Origin of the sequence: Streptomyces sp. NPDC006450, assembly GCF_040612195.1 — a bacterium.
In the GTDB taxonomy this organism is placed as follows: domain Bacteria; phylum Actinomycetota; class Actinomycetes; order Streptomycetales; family Streptomycetaceae; genus Streptomyces.
This window is the reverse complement of the sequence record NZ_JBEXPT010000068.1, coordinates 19,757-36,321: the sequence shown is the minus strand read 5'-3', so window position 1 is coordinate 36,321 and position 16,565 is coordinate 19,757. Positions and strand designations below refer to the sequence as shown.

General features: G+C 70.9%; 14 protein-coding genes. All 14 read left to right on the top strand.

Translation table 11 applies throughout. The features are described 5' to 3' along the window. Positions 1-1,979 (top strand): penicillin-binding protein 2 (locus ABZY57_RS20540; protein WP_356513872.1); only part of this gene is annotated, 1,979 nt, incomplete at its 5' end. Between the two features lie 45 nt (positions 1,980-2,024). After that, positions 2,025-3,725 (top strand): UDP-N-acetylmuramoyl-L-alanyl-D-glutamate--2,6-diaminopimelate ligase, encoded by a 1,701-nt coding sequence (locus ABZY57_RS20535; RefSeq protein ID WP_356513871.1) that lies wholly within the window; start codon positions 2,025-2,027, stop codon positions 3,723-3,725. Beyond that, on the top strand, positions 3,722-5,140 hold the full coding sequence (murF, locus tag ABZY57_RS20530) for a UDP-N-acetylmuramoyl-tripeptide--D-alanyl-D-alanine ligase (protein ID WP_356513870.1): 1,419 nt from the start codon (positions 3,722-3,724) through the stop codon (positions 5,138-5,140). Before ABZY57_RS20535 ends, murF begins: the two co-directional genes overlap by 4 nt. Continuing rightward, a complete protein-coding gene (gene mraY / locus ABZY57_RS20525) occupies positions 5,137-6,207 on the top strand; it encodes a phospho-N-acetylmuramoyl-pentapeptide-transferase (protein ID WP_356513868.1) in 1,071 nt (356 codons plus the stop codon). Before murF ends, mraY begins: the two co-directional genes overlap by 4 nt. Further along, positions 6,189-7,637 (top strand): UDP-N-acetylmuramoyl-L-alanine--D-glutamate ligase, encoded by a 1,449-nt coding sequence (gene murD / locus ABZY57_RS20520; protein ID WP_356513866.1) that lies wholly within the window; start codon positions 6,189-6,191, stop codon positions 7,635-7,637. Before mraY ends, murD begins: the two co-directional genes overlap by 19 nt. 91 nt (positions 7,638-7,728) lie before the next feature. Next, positions 7,729-9,150: a putative lipid II flippase FtsW gene (gene ftsW, locus ABZY57_RS20515; RefSeq protein ID WP_356513864.1), complete on the top strand. Its 1,422-nt coding sequence runs from the start codon at positions 7,729-7,731 to the stop codon at positions 9,148-9,150. A 6-nt stretch (positions 9,151-9,156) separates the two neighbouring features. Continuing rightward, entirely contained in the window at positions 9,157-10,251 is a 1,095-nt protein-coding gene (murG, locus tag ABZY57_RS20510; RefSeq protein WP_356513862.1) for an undecaprenyldiphospho-muramoylpentapeptide beta-N-acetylglucosaminyltransferase, read from the top strand. Between the two features lie 31 nt (positions 10,252-10,282). Further along, positions 10,283-11,158 carry an FtsQ-type POTRA domain-containing protein gene (locus tag ABZY57_RS20505; protein WP_356513860.1) on the top strand — a complete coding sequence of 292 codons (876 nt, stop codon included), beginning with the start codon at positions 10,283-10,285 and terminating at the stop codon, positions 11,156-11,158. 280 nt (positions 11,159-11,438) lie between these two features. Beyond that, a complete protein-coding gene (ftsZ, locus tag ABZY57_RS20500) occupies positions 11,439-12,638 on the top strand; it encodes a cell division protein FtsZ (RefSeq protein WP_243330151.1) in 1,200 nt (399 codons plus the stop codon). Next, positions 12,635-13,381, top strand: a complete 747-nt coding sequence (gene pgeF, locus ABZY57_RS20495) for a peptidoglycan editing factor PgeF (RefSeq protein ID WP_356513858.1) — start codon at positions 12,635-12,637, stop codon at positions 13,379-13,381. Before ftsZ ends, pgeF begins: the two co-directional genes overlap by 4 nt. A 3-nt stretch (positions 13,382-13,384) precedes the next feature. Next, the gene (locus ABZY57_RS20490; protein ID WP_356513856.1) at positions 13,385-14,104 is read left to right on the top strand and encodes a YggS family pyridoxal phosphate-dependent enzyme; all 720 of its coding nucleotides are present in this window, start codon (positions 13,385-13,387) and stop codon (positions 14,102-14,104) included. A 151-nt stretch (positions 14,105-14,255) separates the two neighbouring features. Then, on the top strand, positions 14,256-14,876 hold the full coding sequence (gene sepF / locus ABZY57_RS20485; RefSeq protein WP_356513855.1) for a cell division protein SepF: 621 nt from the start codon (positions 14,256-14,258) through the stop codon (positions 14,874-14,876). Between the two features lie 60 nt (positions 14,877-14,936). Next, entirely contained in the window at positions 14,937-15,233 is a 297-nt protein-coding gene (locus ABZY57_RS20480) for a YggT family protein (RefSeq protein ID WP_112450285.1), read from the top strand. An 82-nt stretch (positions 15,234-15,315) separates the two neighbouring features. Beyond that, on the top strand, positions 15,316-16,554 hold the full coding sequence (locus ABZY57_RS20475) for a DivIVA domain-containing protein (RefSeq protein ID WP_356513853.1): 1,239 nt from the start codon (positions 15,316-15,318) through the stop codon (positions 16,552-16,554). Positions 16,555-16,565: the final 11 nt, after the last annotated feature.

Here is a 16,565-nt window from a genome sequence, read left to right as displayed (position 1 = left end):
CCGGCCCCGGGCGGCCCCGGCCCTCCGGCGATCGGGCGCGGGCCACGGCCCGGCCGGGCGGGTCCAGGCCCGCCACCCGCCGCCCCGCCCCCGCGAGGAAGCCGCACACGATCCGGCTCGGCGCCCCCAAGCCCCGCCTGCGGCTGGTCAGCGTCGGGCTGACGCTGGTGATGCTGGCGTTCGTCGTACGGCTGCTGCAGGTGCAGGCGGTCGACGCGTCCGCCTACTCCGCCAAGGCCTCCGAGAACCGGTTCGCCAGCTACACCCTGGCCGCCGAGCGCGGGGAGATCACCGACCGCAAGGGCGTGGCGCTCGCCATCAGCGTGGACGCGTACGACATCACCGCCGACCCGCACATGTTCACCGTGCAGGAGAGCAAGGCCCCCGACGCCCCCGAACAGGCCGCCGCCCTGCTCGCACCGATCCTCGGCAAGGACGCCAAGGAGCTCACCCAGCGGCTGAAGACGAAGAACACCCGCTACGTCGTCCTCGCCCGCCGCCAGACCCCCCAGGTCTGGAACCAGATCAAGGACCTCAAGAAGGTCTTCGCCGAGAAGGCGTCCGCCGACAAGAAGAACAACGGCCCCGGCGCCAACGTCCTGGCCGGCGTGTTCAACGAGAACAGCAGCAAGCGCGTGTACCCGAACGGCGATCTCGCCGCCGGGATACTGGGTTACGTCAACGCCGAGGGCAAGGGCGGCGGCGGCCTGGAGTCCTCCCTCGACAAGAAGCTGTCCGGAAAGGACGGCGAGCTCACGTACGCCCAGTCGGGCGGCCGCCGCGTGCCGACCGCCGGGTCCAGCGAGAAGCCCGCCGTGCCCGGCGAGGACATCGAGCTGACCATCGACCGCGACATCCAGTGGGCCGCGCAGAGCGCCATCACCGAGCAGGTCGCCAAGTCGGAGGCCGACCGCGGGTACGTCATCGTCCAGGACACCCGCACCGGCGAGGTCCTCGCCATGGCCAACGCCCCCGGCTTCGACCCCAACGACCTGTCCAAGGCCAGCTCCGCCGCCATGGGCAACGCGGCGCTCCAGGACGTGTACGAGCCCGGCTCCACCGCCAAGGTGATGTCCATGGCGGCCGTCCTGGAGGAGAAGAAGGCCGAGCCCGACACCCACGTCGAGGTCCCCAACCGGCTGCACCGCGGCGACCGGCTCTTCAAGGACGACATCGACCACCCGACCTGGTACCTGACCCTCAACGGCGTCCTGGCCAAGTCCTCCAACATCGGCACCATCCTGGCCACCGGCCAGCTCGGCCCGACGCAGCCCGAGGCCAACAAGGTCCTGTTCTCGTACCTGGACAAGTTCGGCATCGGCCGGCCCACCGGCCTGAACTACCCCGGCGAGTCGCGTGGCATCCTCGCCCCGCCCGAGAAGTGGTCCACTTCCCAGCAGTACACGATCCCCTTCGGCCAGGGCCTGTCCCTCAACGCCATGCAGGCGGCCTCCGTGTACTCGACGATCGCCAACGGCGGGGTCCGCATCGCCCCGACCCTGGTCCGCGGCACCAGGGGCCCCGACGGCCGCTTCACCCCGGCCCCGGCGCCCGCGAAGAACCAGGTGGTCAGCAAGGAGACCGCCAAGACCCTCGCGGAAATGCTGGAGTCGGTGGTCGACGACCAGGAGGGCACCGGCACCAAGGCCCGGATCCCCGGCTACCGGGTCGGCGGCAAGACCGGCACCTCCAACCGGGTGGATCCGGCCACCGGCCGCTACAAGGGCTACACCGCCTCCTTCGCAGGATTCGCACCTGCGGACAACCCCCGCATCACCGTGTACTGCGCCATCCAGAACCCCACCAAGGGCAGCTACTTCGGTGGCCAGATCTGCGGGCCCATCTACAAGAAGGTCATGGAGTTCGCCCTCAAGACCCTCCAGGTCGCTCCCACCGGAACCGCCCCCGCCGGACTCCCGGTCACCTACGAACCCGGCGCGCGGCCCGGCTCCCAGCCGAACCCGCAGCCGGGTCAGTGACCCCGCCCCGGCCGGCCCGCCCCAGAAAAGCGTGAGGCACCATCAGTGACAACGATCACCCCCGAATCCGGGAACCACGCGTCCACCGCCCCCGAGGCCGGGCCCTCGCTTCGCGAGCGGCCCGCCGGGCCCGGTACGCTCACCGCCGTGCCCCACGCTGATCAGCCCAGAACCACCCAGAACGACGCACCGGCAGCGCCGCCGGGAGCGCCACGCCCCCTGTCCGTGCGCCCGACCCCCCTCGGCGAGCTGGCGGAGCTGCTGGCCGTGGAAGTCCCCGGCGCGCAGACGCGGATCACCGGCATCACGCACGATTCCCGTGCCGTGCGCCCCGGAGACCTGTACGCGGCCCTGCCGGGTGCCAAGCTGCACGGCGCGGACTTCGCCGCGCAGGCGGCCTCCCTCGGCGCCGCCGCCGTGCTGACCGATCCGGCCGGCGCCGAGCGCGCCGCGGCCACCGGCCTCCCGGTCCTCGCCGTCGCCGATCCGCGCGGCCGGATGGGAGAACTGGCCGCCGCGGTCTACGGACGGCCGGGCGAGGCCCTGCTCCAGATCGGCATCACCGGCACCTCCGGCAAGACCACCACGGCGTACCTCGTCGAGGGCGGACTGCGCGGCGGCGGACGCACGACGGGGCTCATCGGCACCGTCGAGATGCGCGTCGGCGACGAGCGCATCAAGTCCGAGCGCACCACCCCCGAGGCCACCGACCTCCAGGCGCTCTTCGCGGTCATGCGCGAACGCGGCGTCGAGGCGGTCGCCATGGAGGTCTCCAGCCACGCGCTGGTGCTCGGCCGGGTCGACGGCTGCGTCTTCGACGTGGCGGTCTTCAACAACCTGAGCCCGGAGCACATGGAGTTCCACTCCGACATGGAGGACTACTTCCAGGCCAAGGCGCAGCTCTTCACCGAGCGCCGCGCCCGCCTCGGCGTGGTCAACATCGACGACGAGTACGGCCGCCGCCTCGCCAAGGAGTCGCCGATCCCGGTCGTCACCTTCTCCGCCGCGGGCGACCCGGCCGCCGACTGGCGGGCCGAGGACGTGGTCTCGCGCCACATGGACTCGACCCTGACGCTGGTGGGTCCCGCGGGGGAGCGGGTGCGGGCCACGGCGCCGCTGCCCGGCCCGTTCAACGTGGCCAACACCGTCGCCGCCGTCGTCACGCTCGCCACCGCCGGCCTCGACCCGCAGACCGCCGCCGACGGCGTCGCCGCGGTCCCCGGGGTGCCCGGCAGGCTGGAGCGGGTGGACGCCGGACAGCCGTACCTGGCCGTCGTGGACTACGCGCACAAGACGGACGCCGTCGAATCGGTCCTGCGGGCCCTGCGCGAGGTCACCACCGGCAAGCTGCACGTCGTACTCGGCTGCGGAGGCGACCGCGACACCACCAAGCGGGCCCCGATGGGCGCCGCGGCGGCCCGGTTCGCCGACACCGCCGTACTGACCTCCGACAACCCGCGCTCCGAGGACCCCCTCGCGATCCTCGCCGCGATGTTCCGCGGCGCCGTGTCCGTACCGCCCGCCGAGCGGGGCGCCGTCCTCGTCGACGCCGACCGTGCGGCAGCCATCGCCGCCGCCGTCGCGCGCGCCGAGCCGGGCGACACCGTGCTGGTGGCCGGCAAGGGCCACGAGCAGGGCCAGGACACAGCCGGCGTCGTACGCCCCTTCGACGACCGTGCGGTCCTGCGCGCGGCCATCGAGACCCAAGCACGTCAGCGTCCCCGACAGGCCGAGGTGCACCAGTGATCGCCCTTTCCCTCGCCGAGATCGCCGACATCACCGGCGGGCAGCCCCACGACATACCGGATCCGTCCGTCATGGTCACCGGTCCGGTGGTCTACGACTCCCGCGAGGTCGAGGCCGGCAGCCTGTTCGCCGCCTTCGTCGGGGAGCGGGTGGACGGCCACGACTACGCCGAACGCGCCCTGGCCTCCGGAGCGGTGGCCGTCCTCGCGCTCCGGCCCGTCGGCGTCCCGGCCATCGTCGTCCCCGACGTGGTGGCCGCCCTCGGTGCGCTGGCCCGGGCCGTCGTCGAACGTCTGGGCACCGACGTCGTGGCCCTCACCGGCTCCGCCGGCAAGACCTCCACCAAGGACCTGATCGCCCAGGTCCTGCAGCACCACGCGCCGACCGTGTGGACCCCCGGGAACCTCAACAACGAGATCGGCCTGCCGATCACGACGCTGCGGGTCACCGAGGACACGCAGCACCTGGTCCTGGAGATGGGCGCCCGCGGCATCGGCCACATCGCCTACCTCGCCGGACTGACGCCCCCGCGCATCGGCGTGGTCCTCAACGTCGGCACCGCGCACATCGGCGAGTTCGGCGGCCGCGAGCAGATCGCGCAGGCCAAGGGCGAGCTCGTCGAGGCGCTGCCGTCCGGGGCGGAGGGCGGCGTCGCCGTCCTCAACGCCGATGACCTGCTGGTACGTGCCATGGCCGGGCGCACGAAGGCCCGTACGGTGCTGTTCGGGGAGGCCGAGGACGCCGACATCAGGGCCACCGAAGTCCGGATGACGGACAGGGGACAGGCTTCCTTCACATTGCGAACACCGACCGGGTGCAGCGACGTGACCTTGCGGCTGTACGGTGAGCACCACGTGTCGAACGCGCTCGCCGCGGCCGCCGTCGCCCACGTGCTGGGCATGTCCGCCCCGGAGATCGCCACCGCGCTCTCCGGGGCGGGCAGCCTGTCCCGGTGGCGGATGGAGGTCACCGAGCGGGCGGACGGCGTGACGATCGTCAACGACGCCTACAACGCAAACCCCGAGTCCATGCGGGCCGCACTGCGCGCACTCGCCGCGATGGGCGGTGCCGGCAAGGCGAACGGGGGCCGCACGTGGGCGGTGCTCGGCCCGATGGCCGAGCTCGGAGACGACGCTCTCGCCGAGCACGACGCGGTCGGGCGACTTGTCGTCCGGCTCAACGTGAGCAAGCTGGTCGCGGTCGGGGGCAGGGAAGCCTCCTGGCTGCAACTGGGCGCATATAACGAGGGTTCGTGGGGTGAGGAGTCGGTGCTCGTGTCCGACGCGCAGGCGGCGGTCGACCTGTTGCGCAGTGAACTGCGCCCGGGAGACGTCGTGCTGGTGAAGGCTTCCAGGTCAGCCGGTCTGGAGCGAGTGGCCCAGGCCCTGCTCGACGGTGAGGTCGCCGGCCGATGAGGCAGATCCTGTTCTCCGGAGTCATCGGACTCTTCCTCACGCTCATCGGCACCCCGCTGCTGATCAAGGGCCTGGCCCGCAAGGGCTACGGCCAGTTCATCCGGGACGACGGGCCGCGCGGTCACGCCGGGAAGAAGGGCACGCCCACCATGGGCGGCATCTCCTTCATCCTGGCCACGCTGATCGCGTACGCCCTCACCAAGGTGATCACCGGAAGCCAGCCGACCTTCTCGGGCCTCCTCGTCCTCTTCCTGATGGCGGGCATGGGCGTGGTCGGCTTCCTCGACGACTACATCAAGATCGTCAAGCAGCGTTCGCTCGGTCTGCGGGCCAAGGCCAAGATGGCCGGCCAGCTGATCGTCGGCATCGCCTTCGCGGTGCTCGCGCTGCAGTTCAAGGACGCGCGCGGACTCGCCCCGGCCTCCACCAAGCTGTCGTTCGTCACGGACTTCGGCTGGTCGATCGGCCCGGTGCTGTTCGTGGTCTGGGCGCTGTTCATGATCCTGGCGATGTCCAACGGCGTGAACCTCACCGACGGTCTCGACGGCCTGGCCACCGGCGCCGCCGTGATGGTCTTCGGTGCCTACACCTTCATCGGCGTCTGGCAGTACCAGGAGTCCTGTGCCAACGCGCAGACCCTGACCAACCCGGGCGCCTGTTTCGAGGTGCGCGACCCACTGGACCTCGCCGTCGTCGCCGCCGCCCTGATGGGCGCCTGCTTCGGCTTCCTGTGGTGGAACACCTCACCCGCCAAGATCTTCATGGGCGACACCGGTTCGCTGGCCCTCGGCGGCGCGCTCGCCGGCCTCGCGATCTGCTCCCGCACGGAGTTCCTGATCGCGCTCCTCGGCGGCCTCTTCGTCCTCATCACCATGTCGGTCGTCATCCAGGTCGGCTCCTTCAAGCTGACCGGCAAGCGCGTCTTCCGGATGGCACCGCTGCAGCACCACTTCGAACTCAAGGGATGGTCCGAAGTCCTGGTCGTCGTCCGGTTCTGGATCATCCAGGGCATGTGCGTGATCGTGGGCCTCGGAGTCTTCTACGCGGGATGGGCAGCCGACAAGTGACCGCCTGGCACGGCAAGAACATCACCGTCGCCGGCCTCGGCGTGAGCGGCATCAGCGCCGCCCGCGCCCTGGCCGGGCTGGGTGCGCGCGTGACCGTCGTCGACAACGGCGACGCAGATGCGCACCGCGCGCGGGCCGCCGAGCTCGCGGAGCTGGGCATCGAGGTCCGCCTCGGCACCCTGGACGGCGGCGCCCGGGCGGGCGAGGTTCTGCCCGAGGGGACGGACCTGGTGGTCACCTCGCCGGGCTGGAAGCCCGACAGCCCGCTGTTCACGGCCGCGGCCGCGGCGGGCGTGGACGTCGTGGGCGACGTCGAGATCGCCTGGCTGCTGCGCGGTCCGGACGCCGCCCCCTGGCTGGCGATCACCGGGACCAACGGCAAGACCACCACCACCCAGATGCTCGCCTCGATCCTGAAGGCGGCCGGGCTCCGGACGGCGGCCGTCGGCAACATCGGCACGCCGATCATCGACGTGGTGCTCGGCGAGGAGCGGTACGACGTACTCGCGGTCGAGCTCTCCAGCTACCAGCTGCACTGGGCGCCCTCGGTGCGCCCCCACTCCGCGGCCGTCCTGAACCTGGCCCCGGACCACCTCGACTGGCACGGCTCGATGGAGGCGTACGCCGCCGACAAGGGCCGGATCTACGAGGGCAACACGGTGGCCTGCGTGTACAACGCGGCCGACAAGGCCACCGAGGACCTGGTCGTCGAAGCGGACGTGGAAGAGGGCTGCCGGGCCATCGGCTTCACCCTCGGCGCCCCCGGCCCGTCCATGTTCGGCGTCGTCGACGGCATCCTCGTCGACCGGGCCTTCGTGGAGAACCGGCAGAAGAACGCCCAGGAACTCGCCGAGGTCGCGGACGTCAACCCGCCGGCCCCGCACAACATCGCCAACGCCCTCGCCGCGGCGGCCCTGGCCCGCGCCTTCGGCGTGGAGCCGCGCGCCGTCCGCGACGGACTGCGCGACTTCCGGCCGGACGCCCACCGGGTCAGCCACGTGGACGAGGTGGGCGGGGTCGCTTATGTCGACGACTCCAAGGCCACCAACACCCACGCCGCGGAAGCCTCCCTGGCGGCCTTCGAGCCGGTCGTCTGGATCGCCGGGGGCCTCGCCAAGGGCGCGACCTTCGACGAGCTCGTCCAGAAGGCCGCGAAGCGGCTGCGGGGCGTCGTGCTGATCGGCGCCGACCGGGCCCTGATCGCCGAGGCACTGGCGCGACACGCCCCGGAGGTCCCGGTCGTGGACCTCGCACGGACCGACACTGGGGCGATGCTCGCGGCGGTCCGGGAGGCGGCCCGGCTCGCGGAACCCGGCGACACGGTTCTGCTGGCACCTGCCTGTGCCTCGATGGACATGTTCGCGAACTACAGCAAGCGTGGGGACGCGTTCGCCGACGCGGTGCGTGAACTGGCCGCCGAGCGGGCCTAGGACCGACCCCTAGGGCCCGGCTCGATCCGGGGCAGGTTCCCTCCGGCCGACCGGCTGCTCGCCTCGTACGAGTTGGAGGGGAAGATCACAGATGCCGGCCAAGCAAGTGCTGCCGGGGCGGCGGCCGTCCGCCGACAGGACCGCCAAGGAGGCCAAGGGCGCCAAGGGAGCCAGAACCGGCGCGCCCAGGGCCGGCCGGCTGCCGGGCCGGGGGAGGCCCGCGGCGCGTTCCGGGCGGCCCGCCAGCGGCGGACCCCTGATCCGGCTGCGGCGCACGCAACGGCAGTTGCGCCGGGCCTGGGACCGACCCCTCACGGCGTATTACCTGATCTTCGGCAGTTCGCTGCTCATCACCGTGCTCGGCCTGGTGATGGTCTACTCGGCCTCCATGATCAAGGCGCTGCAGCTCGGCCTGGGCGACGCGTACTTCTTCAAGAAGCAGTTCCTGGCGGCCGCGATCGGCACCGGACTGCTGCTCCTCGCCTCCCGGATGCCCGTCAAACTCCACCGGGCGCTGTCCTATCCGGTGCTCACCGGCACGCTCTTCCTGATGGTTCTGGTCCAGGTGCCCGGGATAGGGGTGTCGATCAACGGCAACCAGAACTGGATCTCCCTCGGCGGTCCGTTCATGCTCCAGCCCAGTGAGTTCGGCAAACTGGCCCTCATCCTCTGGGGCGCCGACCTGCTGGCGCGCAAGGGCGAGAAGGACCTGCTGAGCCAGTGGAAACACCTCCTGGTTCCTCTGGTCCCGGTCACCTTCCTGCTGCTCGGGCTCATCATGCTGGGCGGGGACATGGGCACCGCGATGATCCTCGGAGCCATCCTGTTCGGCCTGTTGTGGCTGGCCGGGGCGCCGACCCGGATGTTCGCCGGGGTCCTGGCCTTCGTCGGCGTGCTCGTCGCCCTGCTCATCAAGACCAGCCCCCACCGCATGGACCGGCTCCAGTGCATCGGCGTGAGCGAACTGCCCGAGAACGGGCTGTGCTGGCAGGCCGTCCACGGAATCTACGCCCTCGCATCGGGCGGATGGTTCGGTTCCGGGCTGGGTGCCAGTGTGGAAAAATGGGGGCAACTGCCAGAGGCCCACACCGACTTCATCTTCGCCATCACCGGCGAGGAACTGGGTCTGGCGGGGACGCTGTCGGTGCTCGCCCTGTTCGCGGCCCTAGGCTATGCGGGTATCCGCGTGGCCGGACGCACGGAGGACCCCTTCGTACGGTTTGCCGCGGGAGGCGTGACCACCTGGATCACGGCGCAAGCCGTGATCAACATCGGTGCGGTGCTCGGTCTGCTGCCGATCGCCGGGGTCCCGCTCCCGCTGTTCTCCTACGGTGGGTCAGCCTTGCTGCCGACCATGTTCGCGGTCGGACTGCTCATCGCCTTCGCGCGTGAGGAGCCGGCGGCACGGGCGGCGCTCGCGATGCGGAGGCCCAAGAACGGCCGGCCGCGGACCGGGCAGAGATGGAAGTCGATGGGACGGCGCGTCAAGAAGCGTCCGTCCGGAGAGCGGTGATTTTCCGTGCATGTCGTACTCGCCGGTGGGGGGACCGCCGGCCACATCGAGCCGGCGCTCGCCCTCGCGGACGCCCTGCGCAGGCAGGACCCTTCCGTGGGCATCACCGCCCTCGGCACGGAACGCGGACTCGAAACCCGCCTGGTGCCCGAGCGCGGCTACGAGCTGGGACTGATCCCGGCCGTTCCGTTGCCCCGCAGGCCCACACCCGAGCTGATCACCGTCCCAGGACGGCTGCGCGGCACCATCAAGGCCGCGGAGGAGATCCTCCTGCGCACCAAGGCCGACTGCGTCGTCGGCTTCGGCGGCTACGTGGCCCTGCCCGGCTACCTCGCGGCCAAGCGCCTCGGAGTGCCGATCATCGTCCACGAGGCCAATGCGCGGCCCGGACTGGCCAACAAGATCGGCTCCCGGTACGCGCACGCCGTCGCGGTCTCCACCCCCGACAGCAAGCTGCGCGGAGCCCGCTACGTGGGCATCCCGCTGCGCCGCTCCATCTCCACCCTCGACCGGGCGCTGGTCCGCCCGGAGGCGCGCGCCGCCTTCGGCCTGGACCCCAACCTGCCGACGCTGCTGGTCTCCGGCGGCTCGCAGGGCGCCCGCCGCCTCAACGAGGTGATCGAGCAGGTCGCACCGACCCTCCAGCGCTCCGGGGTCCAGATCCTGCACGCGGTCGGCCCGAAGAACGAACTGCCGCGTGTCGACAACATGCCCGGGATGCCGCCCTATGTGCCGGTACCGTACGTGGACCGGATGGATCTCGCGTACGCCGCCGCCGACATGATGCTCTGCCGCGCGGGCGCGATGACCGTCGCCGAACTGTCCGCCGTCGGGCTGCCCGCCGCCTACGTACCGCTGCCGATCGGCAACGGCGAACAGCGGCTCAACGCCCAGCCGGTGGTCAAGGCCGGCGGCGGCCTGCTCGTGGACGACGCGGAACTGACGCCCCAGTGGGTGCTCAGCCAGGTCCTCCCGGTCCTCGCCGACCCGCACCGCCTGTACGAGATGTCCCGCGCCGCCGCCGAGTTCGGCCGCCGGGACGCCGACGAGCTGCTCGTCGGCATGGTGTACGAGGCGATCGCAGCCAACAGAGCCCGCTGACGCGGGAAGCACCGACGCAGGAGGCACAGGAGTGGCCGGAGCGAGCACCGCGCAGCGTGGCGGTCCGGGAGCCGCCGGGGAGGGCTCCGGCCCGCTCGGGCGGCCGGGGGCCCCGAAGCCTCCCAAGTCGCCGAAGCCGCCCAAGGGGTCCGCCCCCGGGGGACCCCGGGGGCCGCGCCCCGGCGGGCAGCTCCCGGGAGGACTGCGCCGGGGACCCCTCGTGGTCGCCGGCGTGGTCCTCGCGCTGCTCCTGGCCGCCGGCTGCACCTGGATCCTCTACGGGTCCTCCTGGCTCCGGATCGAGAAGGTCACCGCCGCCGGCACCGAGGTCCTGACCCGGGAGCAGGTGCTGGCGGCGGCGGCCGTTCCCCTCGGAGCACCCCTGGTGTCCGTGGACACCGACGAGATCGAAGCCCGGGTCCGCGGTCGCCTGCCCCGTATCGATTCGGTCGATGTGGTGCGGGCCTGGCCGCACGGAATCGGGTTGAAGGTGACGGAACGCAAGCCCGTTCTGCTCATCCGGAAGGACGCGCAGTTCGTGGAAGTGGACGCTTCCGGTGTGCGATTCGACACGGTCGGACAAGCGCCGACAGGCGTTCCGCTCCTCGAACTGAGCTCCCGGCAGTCTCCGAGCGGCCGCCGATTCGACGAGGAACGGCTGCTGCACGAGGCCGTCGGCATCGCCGGCGACCTCCCGGAAGCCATCCGCAAGGAGACCGCGCAGGTCAAGGTCCGGTCCTACGACTCGGTGCTCCTGGAGCTGACCGGCGGCCGGACGGTGGTCTGGGGGAGCAGCGAACAGGGCGCGGCGAAGGTCCGCGCACTGACGGCGCTCCTGAAGGCCTCGCCCGAGGCTGACCGATTCGACGTGAGCGTCCCCACCGCCCCGGCGGTGTCCGGTAGTTGACGTCCGGTCGAACAGCGTCGCACCCTGGTTGGCCACCGATACGGGTGATCACATAGGGTGAAAAGAAAAACGGGAGGTTCGGCGTGTTCGTTGAACACGCGCTACTTGTCGACTTAGTGTCCTGTTCGGAAGAGTCCAAGGAACAGACACACTCATAACCCTAAACTTCAGGGTTAGGGTTCGGGTCGGCGTGTACGGACCGTCCCAATTTCGGCATCAGTCGTCGCACCGCAGGCCCGCGAGGCGAACGACACGTAACTCGAGGCGAGAGGCCTTCGACGTGGCAGCACCGCAGAACTACCTCGCAGTCATCAAGGTCATCGGTGTCGGCGGCGGTGGTGTCAATGCCATCAACCGAATGATCGAGGTCGGTCTCAAGGGCGTCGAGTTCATCGCCATCAACACAGACGCCCAGGCGCTGTTGATGAGCGACGCCGACGTCAAGCTCGACGTCGGCCGGGAACTGACCCGGGGTCTTGGCGCCGGCGCCAACCCGGATGTCGGCCGCAAGGCGGCAGAGGACCACCGCGAGGAGATCGAGGAGGTCCTCAAGGGGGCCGACATGGTCTTCGTCACCGCCGGTGAAGGCGGCGGCACCGGAACGGGCGGCGCACCCGTCGTCGCCAACATCGCGCGTTCGCTGGGCGCCCTGACGATCGGTGTGGTCACCCGGCCGTTCACCTTCGAGGGCCGGCGTCGCGCGAACCAGGCCGAGGACGGCATCGCCCAGCTCCGCGAGCAGGTCGACACCCTCATCGTCATCCCCAACGACCGCCTGCTGTCCATCTCGGACCGCCAGGTCAGCGTGCTCGACGCCTTCAAGTCGGCCGACCAGGTCCTGCTGTCCGGCGTCCAGGGCATCACCGACCTCATCACCACCCCGGGTCTGATCAACCTCGACTTCGCGGACGTCAAGTCCGTGATGTCCGAGGCGGGCTCGGCCCTGATGGGCATCGGCTCGGCCCGCGGCGACGACCGCGCGGTGGCCGCGGCCGAGATGGCGATCTCCTCGCCGCTGCTGGAGGCGTCCATCGACGGAGCGCGCGGCGTCCTCCTCTCCATCTCCGGTGGCTCGGACCTCGGTCTCTTCGAGATCAACGAGGCCGCGCAGCTGGTGAGCGAGGCCGCGCACCCCGAGGCGAACATCATCTTCGGAGCCGTCATCGACGACGCGCTCGGCGACGAGGTACGGGTCACCGTCATCGCTGCCGGGTTCGACGGCGGGCAGCCCCCGGCCCGCCGCGACAACGTCATCGGCGCGGCTTCCACCAAGCGCGAGGAGCCGGCCCCGGCTCCGGTCCGTGCCGCCGAGCCGGCCCGCCCGGCCTTCGGCGGACTCGGCTCGGTCACCCCGCGCGAGGAGCCGGTCCGCAGCGAGCCGGTCCCGGTCGCCGAGGCTCCGGCCCCGCAGGTCCCGACGGCCCGGCCGTACCAGGACAGCCCGGCCGAGGAACTGGACGTCCCGGACTTCTTGAAGTGACCCTGGAGCAGTACAGCGAGAGCGGCGCCCACTTCGCCTTCACCGACCGGTGGGGCGGGGTGAGCGCCGTTCCGTACGAGGAGCTCAATCTCGGCGGCGCGGTCGGAGACGACCCGGCCGCCGTTCGCGCGAACCGGGCCGCCGCGGCGAAGGCGCTGGGCATCGCGCCGGACCGGGTGGTCTGGATGAACCAGGTGCACGGCCGGGACGTGGCGGTGGTCGACGGCCCGTGGGGCCCGGACCAGGCCGACGGGATCAAGCGCAGTCCGGCGGTGGACGCGGTGGTGACCGCCCGTCGGGGACTCCCCCTCGCGGTCCTCACCGCCGACTGCACGCCCGTCCTGCTCGCCGATCCCGTCGCGGGCATCGCGGGAGCCGCCCACGCCGGGCGGCCCGGACTGGTCGCCGGGGTCGTGGGCGCCGCAGTCGAGGCGATGGTCTCGCTCGGAGCCGACCCCGCGCGCATGGTGGCCCGTACCGGACCGGCGGTGTGCGGGCGCTGCTACGAGGTGCCCGCGGAGATGCGGGCGGCGGTCGCCGAGGTGGTGCCGGCCGCGTTCGCCGAGACGAGCTGGGGGACACCGGCCGTCGACGTGGTCGCCGGAGTGCACGCGCAGCTCGCAGAGGCGGGGGTGGCCGACCTCGGCCGATCCCCGGTCTGCACACTGGAGTCGCGGGACCACTTCTCGTACCGCCGCGACCGGACGACCGGGCGGCTTGCCGGATATGTCTGGTTGGACTGAAGAATGACGGATCGTAAGGCCGAGCTTGCCGAGAACCTCGCGCGGGTGGAGGAGCGGATCGGGGCCGCCTGCGCGGCCGCCGGGCGCAAGCGGGAAGAGGTGACCCTCATCGTGGTCACCAAGACCTACCCGGCGAGCGACGTACGACTGCTGGCGGACCTGGGTGTCCGTCACGTGGCGGAAAACCGGGACCAGGATGCGGCCCCGAAGGCCGAGGCCTGTGCGGATCTGCCGCTCACCTGGCACTTCGTCGGCCAGTTGCAGACGAACAAAGTCCGTTCCGTGGCGGGATACGCGCACCTCGTGCAGTCCGTCGACCGCCCCAAGCTCGTCACGGCCCTCTCGGCGGCCGCGCAAGGTGCCGGACGGGAACTGGGCTGCCTGGTGCAGATCGCCCTCGACGCCGAGTCGGGCGAACGGGGGGCCCGCGGCGGCGCGGCGCCCGAGCAGCTCGCCGAGTTGGCGGACCTCGTGGCGGCGTCCCCCGGACTGCGCATCGACGGCCTCATGACGGTCGCTCCGCTGGCCGGGCGCTACGCGGGACGCGAACAAGCGGCCTTCGAGCGGCTGGTGGAATTGTCATCCCGCCTGCGCGCGGACCATCCGGCTGCCACGATGGTGTCGGCCGGGATGAGCGCAGACCTGGAACAGGCCGTTGCGGCCGGTGCGACACATGTACGCGTCGGCACTGCGGTACTCGGCGCGAGACCCCGGCTCGGGTAACGTCGCGAAGAAAGTCGGACCACAGCAGAAAATATGGTCATTTCCGCCGATGAGCGGACAGGCCACGTGGATCGCGGGCAGTTGGTGACATTCGTGACACGGCGATACACCTGCGACAGGGCGATCCACCACAGAGCGGAGGACTCAGAGAATGGCCGGCGCGATGCGCAAGATGGCGGTCTACCTCGGCCTCGTGGAGGACGACCGGTACGACAACCCGGGGTACGACCCCGACGACGAGTTCGAACCCGAGCCGGAGCCGGAGCGGTCGCGCGAGCGGGACCGGCGACAGCAGCCAGTTTCGCATCAAACGCCCGTATCGGACGAACCGGTACGAGTCGCCCAGCCCCCGGCACCAAGGGAACCCATCCCAATGCCGGTTGAAAGCGGACGTCCTGCGCGAATCGCCCCCGTGGCGTCCATCACACCCGAACGCTCGAATCTGGAGAAGAACGCCCCCGTGATCATGCCGAAGGTCGTCTCCGAGCGGGAGCCGTACCGCATCACGACGCTGCACCCCCGGACCTACAACGAGGCCCGTACCATCGGGGAACACTTCCGTGAGGGCACTCCGGTGATCATGAATCTCACGGAGATGGACGACACGGACGCGAAGCGTCTGGTCGACTTCGCCGCAGGTCTCGTCTTCGGGCTGCACGGCAGCATTGAACGCGTGACACAGAAGGTGTTCCTGCTGTCTCCTGCTAACGTCGATGTCACGGCGGAGGACAAGGCCCGCATCGCGGAGGGCGGGTTCTTCAACCAAAGCTAGACCGATCCGTCAGATACGGGACCGGGTACAGGGCGGAAGCAGGGGAGAGGGAAGCGCGGGATGGGCGTAGCACTGCAAGTGGTTTACATCGCGCTGATGTGCTTCCTCATCGTGCTGATCTTCCGACTGGTCATGGACTACGTGTTCCAGTTCGCACGTTCATGGACACCCGGCAAGGCGATGGTGGTCGTTCTGGAGGCCACCTACACTGTCACCGATCCACCGCTCAAGCTCCTTCGGCGGCTCATCCCGCCGTTGCGTCTCGGGGGCGTGGCACTCGACCTGTCCTTCTTCGTTCTGATGATCATCGTTTACATCCTCATCAGTTTCGTGAGCACCGCTGCGAGAAGCGTGTGAACGATGAGCTCCCCCGCAGGCGCGGGGACAGTCCCGATACGGTCCTGCCGACTGCCGACGACTACGTAGAGGTGAAGAAGACATGCCGCTGACTCCCGAGGACGTGCGGAACAAGCAGTTCACGACCGTCCGCCTGCGAGAGGGCTATGACGAGGACGAGGTCGACGCCTTCCTCGACGAGGTCGAGTCCGAGCTGACGCGCCTGCTGCGCGAGAACGAGGACCTGCGCGCCAAGCTGGCGGCCGCCACGCGTGCCGCCGCGCAGAACCAGCAGCAGGGCATGCGCAAGCCCGAGCCCCAGGACCAGCGTGGCCCCGGCGCCCCCGTGCCCGCGGCCATATCCGGCCCCCCGCAGCAGCAGCCCCAGATGGGTCCGCCGCAGCTTCCGGGTGGCCAGCCCCAGCTTCCGGCCGGCCCCGGCGGGCACGGTCAGCAGGGTCCCGGCCCGATGGGCGGCCCCATGCAGCAGCACACCATGGGTGGGCAGCAGCAGATGGGTCAGCAGGGCATGCAGCAGGGCATGGGCCAGCAGGGTCCCGGCCCGATGGGCAACCCCATGCAGCAGCAGTCCATGGGTGGCCAGAACCCGCTCGGCCAGCAGATGGGCCAGCCGATGGGTCAGCAGATGCAGCCCATGGGTCAGCAGATGCAGCCCATGGGTCAGCAGATGCACCAGCAGCAGCCGCAGCAGCTTCCGCAGCAGGGCCCCGGTGGCGACAGCGCCGCCCGCGTCCTGTCGCTCGCGCAGCAGACCGCCGACCAGGCGATCGCGGAGGCCCGCTCCGAGGCCAACAAGATCGTCGGCGAGGCCCGGTCGCGTGCCGAGGGCCTGGAGCGGGACGCCCGCGCCAAGGCCGACGCGCTGGAGCGGGACGCGCAGGAGAAGCACCGCGTCGCGATGGGCTCCCTGGAGTCCGCCCGCGCCACGCTGGAGCGCAAGGTCGAGGACCTGCGGGGCTTCGAGCGCGAGTACCGCACCCGTCTGAAGTCCTACCTGGAATCGCAGCTGCGCCAGCTGGAGACGCAGGCCGACGACTCGCTGGCTCCGCCGCGGAACCCCGCCGGTCCCGCGCTGCCGCCGTCGCCGACCCCGTCGATGGCTCCGGCCGGTGCGATGCACTCCATGGGTGGTCCGTCGATGGGTGGCCCGTCGCCGATGGGCGGTCCGTCCCCGATGGCCCCCTCCTACGGTGGCGGCCAGCAGCAGATGTCCCCGGCGATGACGCAGCCGATGGCTCCGGTGCGGCCGGCCGGTCCGCAGCCGATGCAGCAGGCGCCGTCTCCCATGCGGGGCTTCCTGATCGACGAGGACGACAACTAAGCGGTAGCCGT